This window comes from Paraburkholderia sp. RL17-380-BIE-A (assembly GCF_046028085.1).
Lineage (GTDB): Bacteria > Pseudomonadota > Gammaproteobacteria > Burkholderiales > Burkholderiaceae > Paraburkholderia.
In genome coordinates, this window is record NZ_JARESQ010000019.1 from 23,413 (window position 1) to 40,947 (window position 17,535).

Annotated in this window: 16 protein-coding genes; 4 read left to right on the forward strand and 12 right to left on the reverse strand. The window is 62.5% G+C overall.

The features are described 5' to 3' along the window. Positions 1-103 precede the first annotated feature (103 nt). Entirely contained in the window at positions 104-508 is a 405-nt protein-coding gene (locus P0D68_RS27425) for a hypothetical protein (protein ID WP_408297947.1), read from the forward strand. A 64-nt stretch (positions 509-572) separates the two neighbouring features. Here P0D68_RS27425 and P0D68_RS27430 read toward each other — a convergent pair whose 3' ends face one another. Next, positions 573-1,214 carry a DUF1109 domain-containing protein gene (locus tag P0D68_RS27430; protein ID WP_408297949.1) on the reverse strand — a complete coding sequence of 214 codons (642 nt, stop codon included), beginning with the start codon at positions 1,212-1,214 and terminating at the stop codon, positions 573-575. Further along, positions 1,211-1,783, reverse strand: coding sequence for a sigma-70 family RNA polymerase sigma factor (locus P0D68_RS27435; protein ID WP_408185567.1), 573 nt, complete (start codon positions 1,781-1,783; stop codon positions 1,211-1,213). The genes P0D68_RS27430 and P0D68_RS27435 overlap by 4 nt, the downstream gene beginning before the upstream one ends. A 263-nt stretch (positions 1,784-2,046) precedes the next feature. Between P0D68_RS27435 and P0D68_RS27440 the strand changes: the two genes are divergently transcribed. The 3 genes from P0D68_RS27440 (at position 2,047) to P0D68_RS27450 (ending at position 3,787) form a co-directional block, all read left to right on the forward strand. Continuing rightward, complete coding sequence (locus P0D68_RS27440) at positions 2,047-2,298, forward strand: pentapeptide MXKDX repeat protein (protein ID WP_091794034.1); 252 nt, start codon at positions 2,047-2,049, stop codon at positions 2,296-2,298. A 70-nt stretch (positions 2,299-2,368) separates the two neighbouring features. Further along, positions 2,369-2,995, forward strand: coding sequence for a cytochrome b/b6 domain-containing protein (locus P0D68_RS27445; RefSeq protein ID WP_408297951.1), 627 nt, complete (start codon positions 2,369-2,371; stop codon positions 2,993-2,995). A gap of 15 nt (positions 2,996-3,010) precedes the next feature. Next, positions 3,011-3,787, forward strand: a complete 777-nt coding sequence (locus tag P0D68_RS27450; protein ID WP_408297953.1) for a molybdopterin-dependent oxidoreductase — start codon at positions 3,011-3,013, stop codon at positions 3,785-3,787. A gap of 25 nt (positions 3,788-3,812) precedes the next feature. Here the strand turns inward: P0D68_RS27450 and P0D68_RS27455 are convergent, their stop codons facing one another. From P0D68_RS27455 to P0D68_RS27500, 10 genes are all read right to left on the reverse strand, one after another. Beyond that, entirely contained in the window at positions 3,813-5,150 is a 1,338-nt protein-coding gene (locus P0D68_RS27455) for an LLM class flavin-dependent oxidoreductase (RefSeq protein WP_408297955.1), read from the reverse strand. 90 nt (positions 5,151-5,240) lie between these two features. After that, positions 5,241-6,578, reverse strand: coding sequence for an LLM class flavin-dependent oxidoreductase (locus P0D68_RS27460; RefSeq protein ID WP_408297957.1), 1,338 nt, complete (start codon positions 6,576-6,578; stop codon positions 5,241-5,243). A gap of 357 nt (positions 6,579-6,935) precedes the next feature. Next, positions 6,936-7,472 (reverse strand): hemerythrin domain-containing protein, encoded by a 537-nt coding sequence (locus tag P0D68_RS27465; protein ID WP_408468778.1) that lies wholly within the window; start codon positions 7,470-7,472, stop codon positions 6,936-6,938. A gap of 45 nt (positions 7,473-7,517) precedes the next feature. Next, positions 7,518-8,201, reverse strand: coding sequence for a hypothetical protein (locus tag P0D68_RS27470; RefSeq protein WP_408468773.1), 684 nt, complete (start codon positions 8,199-8,201; stop codon positions 7,518-7,520). Continuing rightward, positions 8,198-9,604, reverse strand: coding sequence for a selenium-binding protein SBP56-related protein (locus P0D68_RS27475; protein ID WP_408297961.1), 1,407 nt, complete (start codon positions 9,602-9,604; stop codon positions 8,198-8,200). The genes P0D68_RS27470 and P0D68_RS27475 overlap by 4 nt, the downstream gene beginning before the upstream one ends. Positions 9,605-9,906: 302 nt before the next feature. Then, positions 9,907-10,785: an ABC transporter permease gene (locus P0D68_RS27480; RefSeq protein WP_091794022.1), complete on the reverse strand. Its 879-nt coding sequence runs from the start codon at positions 10,783-10,785 to the stop codon at positions 9,907-9,909. After that, a complete protein-coding gene (locus P0D68_RS27485) occupies positions 10,782-11,612 on the reverse strand; it encodes an ABC transporter ATP-binding protein (RefSeq protein ID WP_408185574.1) in 831 nt (276 codons plus the stop codon). Before P0D68_RS27485 ends, P0D68_RS27480 begins: the two co-directional genes overlap by 4 nt. A gap of 70 nt (positions 11,613-11,682) precedes the next feature. Next, complete coding sequence (locus P0D68_RS27490) at positions 11,683-12,735, reverse strand: ABC transporter substrate-binding protein (RefSeq protein WP_091794017.1); 1,053 nt, start codon at positions 12,733-12,735, stop codon at positions 11,683-11,685. Between the two features lie 49 nt (positions 12,736-12,784). Then, positions 12,785-13,660, reverse strand: coding sequence for a TauD/TfdA dioxygenase family protein (locus tag P0D68_RS27495; protein ID WP_408468779.1), 876 nt, complete (start codon positions 13,658-13,660; stop codon positions 12,785-12,787). Positions 13,661-13,932: 272 nt separating this feature from the next. Continuing rightward, on the reverse strand, positions 13,933-17,301 hold the full coding sequence (locus P0D68_RS27500) for an enterotoxin A family protein (RefSeq protein WP_408297966.1): 3,369 nt from the start codon (positions 17,299-17,301) through the stop codon (positions 13,933-13,935). Between the last annotated feature and the right edge of the window lie 234 nt (positions 17,302-17,535).

Below are 17,535 nucleotides of genomic sequence, written 5' to 3' on the forward strand. Positions count from 1 at the left end.
GTTTTGCCTGCGAATGCGAACCTTGCCAGCTCGCTTCGTCGAGGAGACGATCGAACAGCCGGTCGCGAGTCGAATCCTCCAGCGGCGAGAGTCCCAACAGAGAGTGAAACGCGAGACCGCTATCGCCTCGGACGACACTACAGGGAGGCGCTCGGCCAAGGCTCCGGCGCGGCGGCCAGGGCGCTGCTGCATCAACTGGTCGCCTAGGGTCTGCGCGGACAGTTGCGTCCTGACCGGCCAGCGCTATGTGGCGCTGGACTTCTTCCCGCACGCGCCCGCTGTCAGCATCGATACACGTGGTATGCGGGTCGAACTGCCGACCGTGCCTAATACCGTCGAGGAAGACTATGCGGCAACCGCCACGCTGCAGCAGGACTCACCGATGCACACCGATATTCGTCAGGCGTTGACCGAGTTGCGCCGCACACTTGCCGCGCTGACGGCGCTGTCGGATTACCTGAAACAGCATCCAGGATCTATCGTGTGGGGTAAATCGGCGGACCACTAACGTGGCTTCGAGGCCCGCCCAGGAATCCGCGTAAGAGAGTTTGCGTGGAATCAACCGGATCCAACTACCAGCGCAACAACCGCGGCCCGAGCACCGCGCCAACGACCGCCGGCAACAACATTCCGAGCACGTACCACGCACCCCAGAACGGAATGCCCATCTCCGGGCAATGCAGGCAGTACGCCAGCGTCGCCGTCGACCCAGCCAGCAAACCGCCCGCCGCGCCCGTCAGAGCCAACCGGGTCGGCGCCAGCCCTTTGAGCGCCCAGAACACCGCGATAAAGCCGGGAATCGACAGCATCGCGATATTGAACGGACACACGCGCCAGGTTTTGCCAAGCACGAGTGCGAGCCTTGCTTCGCCCGGTGCGGCCATCAATACATAGGCACCGGCCAGCCAGACCGCCGCGACGGGCGCGGCGATCAGCCATCCGCTGCCGCCCGTGCGTACGCCGGGACGGGCAAGCCGCGTCGACATCCACAGCGAGCCGATCATCACACATAAGGGCAAGGCGATCTTCGCCCAGAAAATCGGCGTAACCGCCACTTCAGCGAGGTCGCGCCGGATGCCGAGCACCACCGCCATGATCAGCGTGGCGCCGGCCGCGCCGATCAGCACCGCGAGGCCGAAGCGTTTCGTGAGCGCGCGGCGGTCCACCGGCGTGACGCCAGTGGCAAGCAGGGAAATGAAGTCATCCGTTTTCATCGTGTTCCTCGAATCTTTGCAGCCAATGCCTTGAGTCCACGATGTACGCCAATCTTGACCGCGGACTCCGACAAGCCGGTCAATCTCGCGGTCTCCGTCACGGACAGCCCCTCGAGCTTCACATGCACGATCGGCAGCCGCTGGCGATCCGGTAACTGTTCGAGCAGTTTCCCAAGGTCGCGCTTTGCCTGCGCCGGTTCGAGATCGGGCGCGGCGAGCAGCTCGAACGCGTCGTCGAGCGGATCATTCAGCGCGTCGTGCCGCGCGCGCGCCCGAAAGTAATCCGTCAGCTTGTAGCGCGCGATCGCGTGAATCCATGCCGTCAGCGGTTCCTCGACGCGATAGGTATGCCGGGCGTTATGCACCGCAAGCAATACTTCCTGCACGAGATCCTCGGCGTCGGACGCGCCATCGTAAAGCCGCCTGCGCAGGAAGCCACGCAAGTGCGCGCCAAGTTCCATAAGGAATTGCCGGTACGCGGCGCCGTCGCCGTCCAGCCCACGCTGGAACAGGGTTCGCAGGTGCGCCTCTTTCGCCTGCGCGGCGGTGATATCCGTAGTTCGATTCATCTGGGGCGTCGGTTACAGGAAACAGGAGTTTATTCCATCGTCCCGCGCAATGGAGGTCGCAAGCACGTTGCCCCCCTCCTTCACCCGTTCAGCAAAAAATTTTGCGCCTGCTGTAACCGCGTCGGGACACCCGGCGAACTACCTCACAGATGCGGGATGACGACGCATCGGTAGTTGCCGGAAAGCAGATTCACTTCATACACATGGGCCCCGTACGCCGCCTAGGCGATACCGGCCTCATCAACAACACTCAAGGAGTTGTCATGAAAAGCATTGCAATTGCAGCATTTGCCGCAGCGTTGCTCGTCAGCGGTGGTTCGGCGTTCGCCCAGGCGAGCGGCGCCATGGCCGGTGATTCGATGTCGAAGGACGCCATGAGCAAAGACTCGATGGCCAAGAGCACCATGTCCAAAGATTCGATGAGCAAGGACGCGATGGCCAAAGACTCGATGAGCAAGGACGGCAGCAAGATGAAACCCGACGCGATGAAGAAAGGCGACGCGATGAGCAAGTAAGTCCCCCAAGGTGCATTCGCGACATCTCTGCGGCGAATGCACCTTCGAATTCTCATGGCGCTCATTCAACATGAACACGATCCTCAAATCCGGCGCATCGCACGACGCATTGCGCACGATCCAACCCGCGTGGGTGCGTATCGCGCACTGGCTCAACGCGCTGGCCGCGGTGCTGATGATGCTGTCGGGCTGGCGAATCTACGACGCGTCGCCGGTATTCGAAGGTTTCAGGATTCCGACCGGCATCACGCTCGGCGGCTGGCTCGGCGGTGCGTTGCAATGGCACTTCGCGGCGATGTGGCTGCTGTTCTTCAACGCCGTCTTCTATCTGGCGATGAACCTCGCCACCGGCCGGCTCAGAGCGAAATTTTTCCCGCTGTCGCCGCGCGCGATCCTGCACGATCTGGGCGAAGCGCTGAGAGGTCATTTGTCGCACGCGGACCCGAGCCGCTATAACGCGGTGCAGAAGTTCGCATACCTGTTCGTGATGCTCGACATCGCTCTTCTGATCGTATCGGGCCTCGCGATCTGGAAATCGGTGCAGTTTCCGCTACTGCGAGACTTGATGGGCGGATACGACCGTGCGCGTGTCGTTCACTTCTGCGCGATGGCGCTGCTGGCCGGCTTTATCGTCGTCCACCTGACGATGGTCGCGCTGGTGCCGCGCTCGCTGCTCACGATGATTCGTGGCCGCTAACCGAGGAGTAAGACAGTGAAGCTATTCAAACCTTCCTCGCCGGGCGTGGACCGCGAGTCGCTCAGTATCGACGTGCGTCGTGAGCTCGATATGCCGTCACGGCGGCTCTTCGGCAAGCGCATCATTACGCTCGGCGGGCTCGCGATGCTGACCGGATGCAGCCTGTCGGACGACAAATCGGTCGAGACGTTCCTCGCGCGCGTGTCGAAGCTCAACGACAGCGTGCAGGGCTGGCTGTTCGATCCGAACCGTCTCGCGCCGACCTACACGGAGGCGGACATCACCCGTCCGTTTCCCTTTAACGCGTTCTATGGCATCGGCGAGGTTCCGCACGTCAACGGCAGCGACTTCCGGTTGAAGGTCAGTGGCCTCGTGCAGGAAAGAAAAGCATGGAGCCTCGACGATCTCTACGCCTTGCCGAAAGCGGAACAGATCACGCGGCATATCTGCGTCGAAGGATGGAGCGCGATCGGCCGGTGGGGCGGCACACCGTTTTCGGAGTTCCTCAAACGCGTCGGCGCCGATACGTCGGCGAAATACGTCGGCTTCAAATGCGCGGACGACTACTACGAAAGCATCGATATGCCGACGGCGCTTCATCCGCAGACACTATTGACCTTTACGTACGACGGTCAGCAATTGCCTGCAAAGTACGGCTATCCGATGAAGCTCAGGATGCCCACCAAACTCGGTTACAAGAACCCCAAGCACATCATGGAGATTTTCGTGACCAACACGTTTCCGGGCGGCTATTGGGTCGATCAGGGCTATAACTGGTTCGGCGGTTCCTGAACGGCGGCCTGGGTTCGCCAACGGGCTAACGTGAGAGGCGAGAGCCCGGAAAGAAACGGTTTTCCGGTCGCGGCAAGCCCAGATTTTCGCGCAGCGTGGAGCCTTCGTATTCGCGCCGGAACAGCCCCCGCTTCTGCAACTCGGGGATGACCTTGTCGACGAAGTCGTCGAGCCCACCCGGCAGATACGGAAACATCACATTGAATCCGTCGGAGCCCTCTTCCACCAGCCACTGCTCCATCTGATCGGCGATCATGGCGGGCGTGCCGACCATCTCCAGCCCTGCATATCCGCCAATGCGCTGCGCCAGTTGGCGAATCGTCAGCCCGTCGCGCTCCGCCCATTCGAGCACCCGTTGGCGCGCAGTCCGGCTCGCATTCGTTTCGGGAATGTCGGGCAGCGGCCCGTCCGGATCGAAGCCCGACACGTCGTGTCCCAATGCAATCGACAATGAAGCAATGCCGCTCTCGTAATGAACGAACGTGTCGAGTCGCGCTCGCGTTTCGAGCGCCTCGTCCAGCGTATCGCCCACCACGACAAAGGCGGCGGGAAGGATCTTCATATGATCGCGTGGCCGCCCCAGTTTCTCCATGCGGCCTTTGACATCGGCATAAAAGCGCTTTCCGTCCGCCAGTTGCGTTTGCGCGGTGAAGACCACTTCGGCCGTTTCGGCCGCGATCTGCCGCCCTGCTTCCGACGATCCCGCCTGCACGATAACGGGCCAACCCTGCACAGGGCGCGCGATATTCAACGGCCCGCGCACGGAGAAATGCTCGCTTTTGTAGTTCAGCACATGCAGTTTTTGCGGATCGAAGAATGTGCCGGTTGCCGTGTCGCGGATAAACGCGTCGTCGGCCCAACTGTCCCAGAGTCCGGTGACCACATCGAAGAACTCACGCGCGCGGCGGTAGCGCTCGTCATGTTCGACATGCTCGTCGAGGCCGAAGTTGAGCGCGGCGTCGGGGTTCGACGTGGTCACGAGATTCCATCCTGCGCGGCCGCCGCTGATGTGGTCGAGCGAGGCGAAACGCCTTGCCACATGATAAGGCGCGTCGAATGTCGTGGATGCGGTCGCAATGAGCCCCAGCCGATCGGTGACCGCCGCGAGCGCGGGAAGCAAGGTGAGCGGCTCGAACGACGTGACCGTGTGGCTGTGCTTGAGTGCATCGAGCGGCATGTTGAGCACCGCGAGGTGGTCGGCCATGAAGAATGCGTCGAAGCGGCCGCGCTCGAGCGTCTGCGCGAAACGCTTCAGATGCGCGAAATTGAAGTTGGCGTCGGGATAAGCGCCGGGGTAGCGCCATGCGCCGGTATGAATGGTCGTGGGGCGCATGAATGCGCCGAGGCGAAGCTGACGTGACATGAAACGATCTCCGTCCCGAACAAGGTCGAGCCAGTTTAATCCGGCTTCGGCGCGGCTGCTCGCAAGCCGCCGGCGCCGTTGCGCCAGCCGCTATCCGACGCGATGCGCCGGGCGTCGCAAGCCGAGATTCTCGCGCAGTGTGCGGCCTTCGTAGTCCTCGCGGAACAGGCCGCGTCGCCGCAGTTCGGGCAGCACCAGTTCGACGAAATCGGTTAAACCGGTGGGCAGCAACGGCGGCATCACGTTGAAGCCGTCGGCGCCGTAGTTCAGGAAGCGCTCTTCGAGTTGATCGACGATCTGCGCCGGGGTGCCGACGAGTTGCCAATGGCCACGCGCGCCCGCCACTCGCAAATAGAGTTGACGTATCGTCAGATTCTCGCGGCGAGCGAGTTCGATGGTCAGCACTTGCCGGCTCTTGCTGGCATTCGTCTCGGGCAACTCCGGGATCGGACCGTCGAGCGGATACTCGGACAGATCGAAGCCGCCGGTGAGTCCGGACACGAGCGCGAGCCCCACCTTCGGGTCGACGAGCGACTGCAGCTGCTCGAACTTCTGTTTCGCTTCGTCTTCGGTGCGGCCGACAATCGGAAACACGCCGGGCATGATCTTCAGGTCGTCGGGATGACGGCCATAGGTCTGCATGCGGCCCTTCACATCGGCGTAAAAATCTACAGCGTCCTGCAACGTCTGCTGCGCCGTGAAAATCACTTCGGCAGTTTTTGCGGCCAGATCGCGACCGGCTTCGGACGACCCTGCCTGCACGACGACCGGATGCCCTTGAGGCGAACGGGCGACATTGAGCGGCCCCTTGACCTGGAAGAAACGTCCCTTGTGATCCAGCACATGCCGCTTGGCCGGGTCGAAGAAGCGGCCTTCGGCCTTGTTGCGAACAAAGGCGTCATCCTCCCAGCTATCCCACAGCCCCGCGGTGACTTCGGCGAACTCGGCGGCACGCGCGTAGCGCTCGGCATGATCGAAATGTTTGTCGCGATTGAAGTTCTTCGCCTCGTGCTCACTCGACGAAGTCACCAGATTCCAGCCTGCACGCCCTCCGCTGATGTGATCGAGCGACGCGAACTTGCGGGCAATGTGATACGGCTCGTTGAAACTCGTCGAGGCCGTGCCGACCAGGCCGATGCGTTCGGTCACGGCCGCCAGCGCAGAGAGCAAGGTGATCGGTTCGAACTGCGCCACGTAGCTATGCGCCGTGCGGCTAAGAAAGTCGACGTTGTCACCGCGTGTTCCCACGCCGTCGGCGAGAAAGACCAGATCGAATTTGGCGGCCTCCGCAGCCTTGGCGAGCTGGACGTAATGACGGAAATCGACGCCGGCGTCGGCTCGCGCCTCGGGATGCCGCCACGCCGCAATGTGATGTCCGGAGGGGTAAAGGAAGGCGCCGAGGCGCAGGTGCCCGCTACGTCTGCTCATGGAAGTCCGCGAATCGAGAATGGATAGGGAGGCGCTGCGCCTGCCGGCCGTAAGTTGAGCGCGCGCTGCTTCGCCTTTGTCCGTCGAAAGGACAACGCGGCATTCTGCCGGCGCTGGCAGGCGAAGGCATGCCAACCGGTTGCATTCTCAATGTGTTCGCCGCATTGCGCCACGAACAAATCGGCAGATCCATATTCGTCAGCGAACTAACGGAAACGCTTGTGGACGTGTAGCGTACGGAACCTCGAGCGCACCCGCGAAAAAATAGGTCACGCACCGCGTTGCGCTAGCAGCGCAGCCTACGCCACGTGTTCCTGCGTCTGCTGCGCTGCGTGATATGCCCTCAACTCATCAGACTCAAATCGCGGCAGTCTTGTCACCCACCGCTTTACTGCCGACCGCATCCAGCTTGCTCTGCAATTCGGCTTTGCGTTTTGCCATCTTCTCGCCCAGCGAGCGGAGATTGCAATTCGACTTGCGCAGTTCCGGAAACAGCTCCTGTTCCTCTTCCTCCACATGATGCCCCACCATCTCACTCATCACTTTGAAGGTCGCATCGAAGCCCTTGTCGCCGGCCTTCAGCGTTTCGAACTTCGCAATCAGGGTTTTGACGAGGAAGTGTTCGATGTATGCCTCTTCCACGTCGATCTTGTCACTGGCGGGCAGCGCGGCCTGCGCGGCGGAATAAAGCAGTTCCTCTTCGAGCATCGTGTGGATGGACAACTCTTCGCAGGCGCGCTGCGCAAGGGTGGCCTTCGCGTCCAGATCGTCGTCCGCGGTTTTTTTGAACGCGGTGAACAGTTTTTCGACTGCCCGGTGATCAGCCTCCAGAAGCTCGATGGCATCATGCGGCACTGCTTCTGTCGCCGCCTTGTCCTGTTTCGTCGATTGCATCTTGCGCTCCTCGTTCATGGGTAAGAACGATTCGTGGCGCAAGCGTCATGCCTGACGACTAAAGACCTCAGCGGCATTCATGGCCAGGGAGAGCACGCCGACCAGCACCAGACTCACCGCCCAGACGATGTCCAGATTGAACCAGCTGCGCGACACAAACTTGAGCCCCAGATAGCGATAAACCAGCCACGCCAGCAGCCCGCCGACCACCATCATCGCGCCGGCATGCACACCCGCGACCAGCAGCGCCATGCCCAGGTTGGCCTCGATCAGTGTCTGCGCAGCCCGGTGGCCTTGATCGTCGTAGGCGTGGCAAAGTCCGAGGTAGATCGGCACGAGCATCAGCCCGGCGCCGTGCGCCAAGGCAATCGCGAAAGACCAGAGCGTGAGGCGCGACGGGGGAATCCGCACGAGCACGCGCGGATGGCGTCGCCAGACCAGCAGAAATCCGCCGAAGCCGATAACGAGCACACTGGCGCCGATCTGGATCTGGCGCTGCCAGGCAAGCAGCGTCGTCAGCATGGCGAACGGCAGCATCACCAGCAACACCGCCAGCATGTGCCCCGCCGCGAGATACAGGAGCGCGCGGAACAGCGCCCGCACGCGTTTTTCCATCAGGCCGCCCGACACCGCGAGCGGCCAACCCATCGCGGGATTGATGCCGTGATAGAGACCGCTCGCGAGAATCGCCAGCCAAAGGCCGGTCTGCGACCAGCCTGCGCCGATCAAACGCCCACCGACGGGTAACAGAACGAATCGGTCGAGCAGTCCCCTCCTTCGAGCCGGATCTGATGCGCGCGGTAGCCATCGGGAAAGTCCACCCAATAGTCGTCAGCCAATGTGAGGCCGCCCGTGGGCGCCGCCCGCGCCATGACCTGCGCCCCGGGCACGCCGTCCGGGTAGAACTGGTTGTCCCAGGTCGAATAGAGCGAGTTGGTCCAGTAGACACGCTTGCCGTCGCGGCTGATCTCGACCATTTGCGGTCCACCCGCGAAGGTCTTGCCGCTTGGATGAGGCGTACGCCGCACAATCCCGCCAATGTGAACCGAACCCGTAAGCTTCGGCTTGCGCGGTTCCGTCACGTCGTACTGGCGCAACTCGCCCGTTCCCCAGCAGGCCACGTAGAGGAATTTGTCGTCGATGGAAAGATCGATATCGGTGACGAGCGGCGGCACCGCGCCGAACCCCTGCAGCAAGGGTGGCAGCAGTTCCGTGGCTGCGGGCTCGGGTGGAATGGTCGCGGTCTTCTCGATGTGAAACTCGCCACCTTCCCGCCACCAGGTCCAGATCGACCCTTCCAGATTCGTCGTATCGACCACGACGCCGATAAAGCCGTATTCCCGGCTCGGATCGTGCGCGGGACGCACTTCGAGCGCCATCTGATGATTTGCGCCGAGGTCGATGGTCTGCACGTTGCGCCTGCCGCTCAGGTCCCAGAAATGGATGCGGTGCCCGTACTTGTTCGACAGCAGGTCTTCGGGAACAATGCCGTTCTCGAATTGCGGCGGCAATGCCCATTCGCTCGACACCATATAGTCGCGCGGCAGGTTCCACCAGAAATCGTAGTGTTTCTCCTGCAATCCGCGGTCGATCTCCCAGCGGCCGAGCACCTCGAACGTTTCGCAGTCCATGATGAAAATGCCCGGCGGCCCGTCGGTGCCATCTTTGCCTGCGCCGCCGAGGGTGCTGATGTAGATGCCCTCAGGGCCGCAATGGACGGTATGCGGACGCGAATAGCCCGTCTTGCGGAAGATTTCTTCCGGCTCGATGATCTTATGAATGCGCGCCTGGGTTGGATGCGGATGCGTGTCGACAATGTAGATGCGCGAAGAGCGCATACCCGGAATGATCAGGTAGCGCCGTTCGAGGAACGCGTGTCCGGTTAGCGGCGACAGTGCCGACGAACAGGCATTCCAGCCGAAGTGATGGAATTCGTCGCCCTTATACGGCACCGGCACCGTGTGCACCACCTGGCTATAGGTCGGCGAACCGGGTTTCACGTCGATGACGGCAAGCGCGTCCGGCTGCGAAAAATCGGGGCTGAGCAGGACGGTGTAGGCGTATTCCTCAACCGGCGCATCCATCGCGAGTTGTGGTGATGCATGGAACGTGGGATCCGGACGCATACCCATGGCGGAAGTCTCCTTGTCTGCCTGGTTCGGGACCGAGGCGCCCGGCGTCCGCCTGCTTTGGCGAGTCCGCGCGACTCGTTACGAAACATCGTTATCAATGAGATGCGCGGCCCGATGGCAGGCCGTGGCATAGCTCTAGATTTGTAGTCCACGGCGGCAGCGAGAGCAACCGGAAGTTTCGCCCATCTTTGTGCACTGCGCCGTTGCCCTACCGAAGGGTCCTTCCGCCCTATTCTGGTCGCCAAAGCCAAATAGTTCTACAGGATCATCGCACGGGCGTTAGTGTGGCCCTCGGTATGCCGTTAGTGCTGCACGCCCCAGCGCCGAACGGTCACGCGTTCGAGCGTGTCGAATACCAGGTGTTCGATCAGCAAGCCGATCACGATCACCGCGGCGAGTCCCGCGAAAACGCGGTCCGTGTACAGCTCGTTGCGATTCTGGAAGATGTACCAGCCAAGGCCGCCACTGCCGGAACTCGCGCCGAACACGAGTTCGGCCGCGATCAGCGTCCGCCACGCAAAGGCCCAACCCACCCGCAAGCCCGCCAGAATCGCCGGCAATGCCGCCGGCACCAGAATCAGCAGCACATGGCGCATGCCGGTGAGCCCGTAGTTGCGGCCTGTCATGCGCAGCGTCGCCGGCACGGATTGAAAACCGGAATAGGTGTTCAGCGCCAGCGGCCAAAGTACCGAATGAACCAGCACGAACAGCAGGCTGCCGGTGCCGAGGCCAAACCACAGCAACGCGAGCGGCAACAGCGCAATGGAAGGCAACGGGTTGAACATTGCCGTCAGCATCGACAGGAGATCGCGGCCCAAACGCGTGGATACGGCAAGCGAGGTCAGCACGAAAGCGAGCGCGGCGCCCAGCAGATAGCCGCGTAGCAGCACCGACATCGACACGGCCGTTTTTTGCAGCAGTTCGCCGGACCACACGCCCTGCACGAATGCGCTGAAAGTCGCGCCGAAAGTAGGCAAGAGCAGATCGTTGTCGATCGCGCGCGCGGCGATTTCCCAGATGCCGATCAACACCAGCGCAATCAGCGTCTTGCGCAGCCAGCTTTGCGCGAAGATGCGCTTACCGAGCGGCAGCGGGGCTTCGAGAACGAGTTCGCCGAGTGGTTCGAGCGGACGCTCGTATTCCTCGCGAACCGGCGGCAGCAAGGTGGCGGGAGAACTCATTGCACGGCCTCCGTCTCTTCAAACAGCAGGTGATGAATACGCGCCACGCTGCGCTGGAAATCGCTGCGTCCAAAACTGTCCTGAGAATACTGATGACTGTTGAGCTCCGCGCGTACTCGCCCCGGATGCGGCGACAGCAACAGAATACGGTTGCCGACTACGAGCGCCTCTTCGATGGAATGCGTGACGAACAGCAGCGTAAAGTTCACCTCCTCCCACAGACGCAATAGCTCTTCCTGCATCTTGCGGCGCGTGAGCGCGTCGAGCGCGGCGAAAGGCTCGTCCATCAGCAGCACGCGCGGCTGCATGGCCAGCGCGCGGGCAATGGCGACGCGCTGTTTCATGCCGCCCGACAAGGTATGCGGATACGCGTTGGCAAAGGAAGCCAGCCCGACCTTCTCCAGATAATGCAGCGCGCGCTCGTGGGCCTCTGCCCGCGAAAGCTTCTTCGCGACACGCAGCGGAAAGGCGACGTTCTGCACAACCGTCTTCCACGGCGGCAGTTGATCGAACTCCTGAAACACCACGATCCGATCGGCGCCGGGGCCGCGCACGATCTGGCCGTCGAGCGAGATACTGCCGGAGGTCGGCTCGATAAAGCCGGCGACGGCTTTGAGCAGGGTCGACTTGCCGCAGCCCGACGGCCCCAGCAGCACGAAGCGGTCGCCACCGTAGACGTCGAAACTCACGTCGTGGGTCGCGCGAACGATCCGCTCGCGTGTGCGGTATTCGAGGTTGACGCGGTCGACCGCGAGCAGTTTTTCGCTGGTCGCCGCAGCGACCTGCTCACCATGGTTCGGAAACAGCAAGGTAGGATTGGCCACCATCAGATCGCTCCCTGTAAGCCGACCACGCGGGCCGATAGAAATCGGGCGAAGCTCGGGTAGGTGTTCACGCTCAGCTTCCCGCCGCGGTTGCCGGGTCGTCGAAGAAGTAATCCTTCCACGACTGCGGGTTGTTCTTGATCACGCCCACGCGATGCATGAATTGCGCGAGTCCGAGCGTGTTTTGCGGTGCGACCTTGTATTGCACCTGCGGATCCTTGATAACCTTCAGCAACAGCGCGCGGTCGATCTTCGACTGATTCGTGCGGATATAGATATCGGCTGCGGCATCCGGATTGGCCGTCACGAAACGTGCCGCGTCCGCCAGTGCGTCGACGAATGCGCGATAGGTCTTGGGGTTGTTGTCGCGGAATTTTTCCGTTGCGTAGAGCACGGTCGCCGAACTCGGTCCGCCCAGCACGTCGTATGAATTCAGCACGATGTGCGCCTTCGGATTACCGGCGAGTTCCTGCTCCTGAAACGGCGGATTACCGAAGTGACCGGTGATTTCGGTGCCGCCGGCGATGATCGCGGCGGCCGCGTCGGGATGCGGCAGCGCCTGCGTGAACTTGTCGAGGCGGTTGTAATCCTTGTCGCCCCAGCGTTTCGCCGCCGCATATTGCAACACGCGCGATTGCACCGACACGTTCACGGCGGGCACCGCGATGCGATCCTTTTCGGTGAAGTCGGCGATCGTCTTGACGTTGGGATTGTTGCTGACGAGGTAGTACGGCAGATTGCCGAGCGAGGCCACGCCTTTCACGTTCTGCTTGCCGTGCGTGCGGTCCCAGATGGTCAGCAACGGGCCGACGCCGGCACCGGCGATATCCACCGCGCCGGAGAGCAGCGCGTCGTTGACGGCTGCGCCGCCCGAGAGCTTCACCCAGTCGACCTTGATATCGATCCCCTGCTTACGCCCTTCTTTCTCGACGAACTGCTGGTCACGCGCCACGTTCAGCAGCAGGTAGACGATGCCGAACTGCTCAGCCACGCGAATCTGCCCTTCGGCGTGCGCGGGCACGCTCGCGCCGAGACCAGCCACGCCCGTCGACAAGGTCAGCAGCGCCGCGGTCAGACGGCGAGCAAAAGACGACCGCGCGGCGGTCGGGCGAAACATGGCGAGCATCGGAACTCCGGTGAGCGTGTGAGAGTGGTGAAAACGGGCCACGTTGCCGTCAGAACGGCACGTCGCCTTCAATTGTCGTGCGGTACAGTTTGCGGCGCAGATGATCCGGCGTGCCGGCCGCGAGGTGCATCAACGAGCGGTTGTCCCAGAACACCATGTCGTGTTCGGCCCACTGATGCCGATACAGATGCTCGGGGCGCACGCTATGCGCGAACAGTTCGTCGAGCAACGACTTGCTCTCGTCTTCCGGCAGGCCGATCACGCGGGTGGTGAAATGCTCGCTGACAAAGAGCGCCTTGCGTCCGGTTTCCGGATGCGTGCGCACGACCGGATGCACCACCGGCTTCACCTGGGCGATCTGCTCGGCGGAGAGGTTCGGGCGCCACGGGCTGCGCTTTTGCAGCTCGGCGTATTTCGCGAGATACGTGTGTTCCGCCGAACGCCCTTCCACGGCGGCGCGCAAATGCGCCGGCAACGTGTCCCACGCCAGATGCATGTTGGCGAACAACGTGTCGCCGCCTTCCGAAGGCAGCTCCTGCGCGTGCAGCAGTGAACCGAGGCTCGGCTTCTCCTTGTAGGACAGATCGGAATGCCAGTAATGGCCGGCGTCGCCCAGACCGATCGGCTGGCCGTTTTCGACAATGTTGGAGACGACCAGCACCTCCGGATGGCCCGGCAACTGGAACTGGTGCAGCACGTGGATCTGCAGCGGACCGAAGCGGCGGCTGAAAGTAATCTGCTGATCCGGCGTAATGCGTTGATCGCGGAACACCAGCACGTGATGATCCAGATGCGCGCGGTGAATGCGGTCGAAATCCTCCTGACCCAGCGGCTTGCCGAGATCGAGGCCGAGCACTTCGGCGCCGACGGGGCCGTCGAACGCGCGGATCTCGATGTGCCGAGTCGGGTGAACATGGCCAGCAATGCTGGCGGCGGTAGGTGCAAAGGCGGTCGTCACAGGACACTCGTCGTCGAATCGGGTCGGAAGACGCCCGCGAGGGCGCAGTCAGACGAATTTACCGGCGCACGCGCGCGCCGGCAACGAAGCAAATCCGATACGGATATCTGCTGGAGTGATAAAGCCGATGCTTTAACGCATTCCGGCCGTGAAGCGACCACCGGCGCCTCATGCGGCCGCCCGTCCCCGCGCACGTGCGCGGGCGTTCGTCACGGCCGGCCCACACGTTTCACCCAGCTTCAGTCCTGGCCGCGCGGGCTATAACGAGGCTTGAGCACCCGTTGCAGTTGCCGGTTTCTGTCCTCGTCCGCCTTGATCCTGTCCCACGTGAGATCGGGAACCCGGTAGTCGGACGCGAGTGTGCCGACGGGCTGCCAGCGCCATTTGCGCGTCGCCCGGTCGATGGCCGCGCGCCAGACGGGTGTGCTGTCGAGCTTGCGCACCTCGAGCTGATTGGGCCCACTGGCGAGCGCATAGTAGCCGTCCCTGAAGAGCCACGCGACATTGCCCCGCGCGAGCCATTTCGCCGCCTTGCCAACCTGTTTCGGCGTCCATTTGTCGACATTGTCGAGAAAGTTATTCCGGGCGTCGATGCCTGGCAATTGCGTGACGAATCGCGTCGCACCGGGAGGCAAGGCCGAGTCGGGATTCCTCGCGAATTCGTACAGGCGGAACCGGTCGCCCGCGGTGCTTTTCCAGAAGGTGTGCAAGCTGGTGGGCGGCGGCACGACCACTTTCCCGTCAAAGCCCGTCAAACTCCATTCGGAGCGGCTACCCAACGATCCTTGCGAGACATATGGATAGTACGAGTACTTGCCGACGCTGAGAAACTTGCGATCTTCCGCGTGAATGAGATGCTTGCCATCGTATTCAAACACGCCGTTGCGGTTCGTTCGAGCCGACGGCACAGCGCCCGCGCAGAGGTAGCCGTCGCTGCCGACACGAAGCACCCGCTTGTTGTCGTTCGCGAGATGAAAGCGTCCGTCTTCGCCCATGACGAACTGGCTTGTGTTCCCCGGCACGTCGACTCTGCCTGAATAATCGAAACAGACTTCGCCGTTGGCGCCGACATAGAGCTTGGTCTGCCATCTGGCGTCTCCGTGGCCCCACATCGTCATCGGGCCGCGATAATCGAGCCTCCTGGCTTGCCGGTCTACGAGGTGCGCCACTTGCGACCTCGCACGATCGTAAAACTCGGCTTGCGTGCGATTCGGATCCTGTTCGGGTTGCGGCACCGCGGGCTTGCCGGCGTATGAGATGCGGGACACGAACGGGCTATGACTCCTGTCGTTCCACGCGGGACTGGTGAGCGGAAAGCGCGCCAGTTGCGGTTGGGCGCCGGCCGTTTGCGTCTGGTCATAGACATCCCAGCGGTAATCGGGATTGGCGACGACCGGCTGCAATCTGCCGTCCTGCACGTGCTGCCAACCTACGATCTGCGTGTAGTCGATCCGTCCCATCGCCGCCTGTTCGTGAGTTTGCGGGTCGCGGGAGCCGGCGCCGAGACTTCCGTTGACATCCACCATATTCGGCGTCGGCGCTACACGGTAGATGTAGCCGTTTTTCGACTGCGCCGCCAGGCGCTCCAACGCCGTGCCGCCACGCTCGAAGGTGCCGAGGTAACCGGCCGAGTCGACGGCGGACGGATTCGAACTCACGTCGAAATTGTGCATGTCGAGACTCACGTCTTTTAGCGGCGCGCTCTCGATGCTGAAACCGCCTTGCGCCTTCAACGCTTCGGGCGTTACCGTCGAAGGCCGGAACAGCACATTCTGTGTTGAGTTGTCCGAGGTATCGGTAGACCGCTTCCTGAACTCGGCCCGAGGCACGCCGAGCCGCTCCATGTCAGGCTCGGGTGGTAAAGCGATGGGCGGCACGGCGACGTGGTGTGGCTCCGCGATATCGCCCAACGTGATGTCGTTGATGGGCGACTCTGGCGCCACGGCAAATTCGGCCTGGCTGACGCCTTGCACCGGTTGGCTCCGGTTCAGGTTGGCGAACCACGCCGTCGTCGCGTAGTCGTGGCGGCCAGGCGCGTACTCCTGCTCGTACCGGCTCCTGATGGCGGCCGACATAGCGTCGAAATTTCGATAGCTGTACACGCCGACGGCCGGATCGTAGATCTGGTAGGCATCGTTCCGATAGTCCGCGGACGGTTCGACCCTCTGCACGATGACCGGCGCCTGCCCGGGCGGCACGCCTCCTTGTGCGCCGGCGACGCGGGCGCTGCGGTCGGCCGGAGCGTTCAGACGGATCTCAACGAAGTCGTTGTCATAGCCCCGCAAGCTGTTGTCGCGAACATAGGGGCTGCCGAAGTTTCGTTTGAGATCGTCGACCAACTCGGCGGCGCTTCGAATCGTGCTTCGGCCGTCGTGCCTGATGTGGTCCGGCACATTCGCGACCGTCGAATACTGGTTGGCATCCTGCAGGTTGTGAATTTCTTCGATCGTCGCGTGTCGCGACTGCGGATCGCGCAGCCGATCCCTGAGATCGGCCGTCGCGCTCGCCAGATCAGCAACTCGGCCATGGGAAATATTCATGAGCGCGTCGACAGCCATGCCGGCACCGGAATAGGCCATCGCGCGCGGTGTTTCCGCGGCGACCGAAAGCACGTCCTGCGACAGCCCGTTCGCGCCGGCCGCGGTGCGCGCATACAGGCCCTCGCGAGACTGCGCAGGCGGAGGTTCGGAAAGCACCGGCGGCGGTGGCGGCGTACCGGACGGACGCCCGCGCGGCTGGGGTGCCGTAAAGATCTGGATACTGTTGGGCGCGAGATGAAAATCCGCTTCATTGTACGCGGTTTCCAGATATCCCCCGAGAGCGGGCTCCATATCGCCCCGGTTCCGGTAAACGAACGCGCCGTTGTTCGGATCGAACAGGACATAACGGTCGTCGGCTTGCCTCGCAATCAGCATCGCATGGCCACCCCGGAGCGCATTGTCACTGGTGGATAGCCGGTCGAGCCGCACATGCGCCATGTCGCCCGCGTGCATCTCGTCACGGATGCGTGTCATGAGGTTGGCGATGCGCTCCGTGCGATCTTCCGTGTCGCCGAGCCGATCGACACCGCCTTCCGCGTACCGGCTCACCCCGAGCGAGCGGGTGTCGTATTGAAACCGATCGATCCGGTCGAACATCTCCTCGCGGGTCACGGAGTTGCGACCCGCGTCGGCCAGGATCCGCTTCACGGCGGAGGGCACGTCCGGAGTTTTCCCGTCCGCGTTCCGGTCGACGCGGCGTATTGCCTCCATGACGATGCCATCGCAGGCACCATGCCCCGTGTTGCCTCGCTTTCGATCGAGATCGGCCTGGTCGAACTTCTGGTATGACGCGGCCGTCTCTTTCAGCGCTTCGCCGCCACGGCACTCGCGGAACTCCGACGCGGCGGCGCACTTGCCGAGTGCCCCGCCGCGTCGAACGCGGGAGAGCGTCGAGTTGGATGTCGAGGTGGGTGCCGCGTTCGTGCCACCGTTTCCAGATGGACTGGGCACTCGCGCAGGCGAAACAACCTGCGATGGTGTTCCCGTATCGTTACGTTGCGAAGGCTGGCTCGGCTGATCGCGCGATTCCACGGGATAGGACGATACGTTAGTGCGACTGATTTCCATACGGCTCTCCCACGAGAAGGGACACGGGTGACGTGGCGCCGAAATCAGGACCAGTTCTTCGCTTGACCAGCGGATGATGGCTCTCGGCGGCACAGGGTCAGTGTGGGTGAGCATGCTTCGTGTCGGGCGCTGAATAACTGCTACACCAACGCTCGGCATAGCCGTGTCGGGTCATCGCACGCGCAATGGTGCGCGGGGGCCGATCGGACGATCGGCCCTGCAGCAGGCGTTAAA

Excerpts from the sequence above, each read along its gene's own strand:
- P0D68_RS27460 (WP_408297957.1), bottom strand. The coding sequence starts at position 6,578 with ATGAGCAGACGTAGCGGGCACCTGCGCCTCGGCGCCTTCCTTTACCCC.
- P0D68_RS27435 (WP_408185567.1), bottom strand. The coding sequence starts at position 1,783 with ATGAATCGAACTACGGATATCACCGCCGCGCAGGCGAAAGAGGCGCAC.
- P0D68_RS27500 (WP_408297966.1), bottom strand. The coding sequence starts at position 17,301 with ATGGAAATCAGTCGCACTAACGTATCGTCCTATCCCGTGGAATCGCGC.
- P0D68_RS27440 (WP_091794034.1), top strand. The coding sequence starts at position 2,047 with ATGAAAAGCATTGCAATTGCAGCATTTGCCGCAGCGTTGCTCGTCAGC.
- P0D68_RS27430 (WP_408297949.1), bottom strand. The coding sequence starts at position 1,214 with ATGAAAACGGATGACTTCATTTCCCTGCTTGCCACTGGCGTCACGCCG.
- P0D68_RS27490 (WP_091794017.1), bottom strand. The coding sequence starts at position 12,735 with ATGCTCGCCATGTTTCGCCCGACCGCCGCGCGGTCGTCTTTTGCTCGC.
- P0D68_RS27445 (WP_408297951.1), top strand. The coding sequence starts at position 2,369 with ATGAACACGATCCTCAAATCCGGCGCATCGCACGACGCATTGCGCACG.
- P0D68_RS27455 (WP_408297955.1), bottom strand. The coding sequence starts at position 5,150 with ATGTCACGTCAGCTTCGCCTCGGCGCATTCATGCGCCCCACGACCATT.
- P0D68_RS27465 (WP_408468778.1), bottom strand. The coding sequence starts at position 7,472 with ATGCAATCGACGAAACAGGACAAGGCGGCGACAGAAGCAGTGCCGCAT.
- P0D68_RS27485 (WP_408185574.1), bottom strand. The coding sequence starts at position 11,612 with ATGGTGGCCAATCCTACCTTGCTGTTTCCGAACCATGGTGAGCAGGTC.
- P0D68_RS27480 (WP_091794022.1), bottom strand. The coding sequence starts at position 10,785 with ATGAGTTCTCCCGCCACCTTGCTGCCGCCGGTTCGCGAGGAATACGAG.
- P0D68_RS27475 (WP_408297961.1), bottom strand. The coding sequence starts at position 9,604 with ATGGGTATGCGTCCGGATCCCACGTTCCATGCATCACCACAACTCGCG.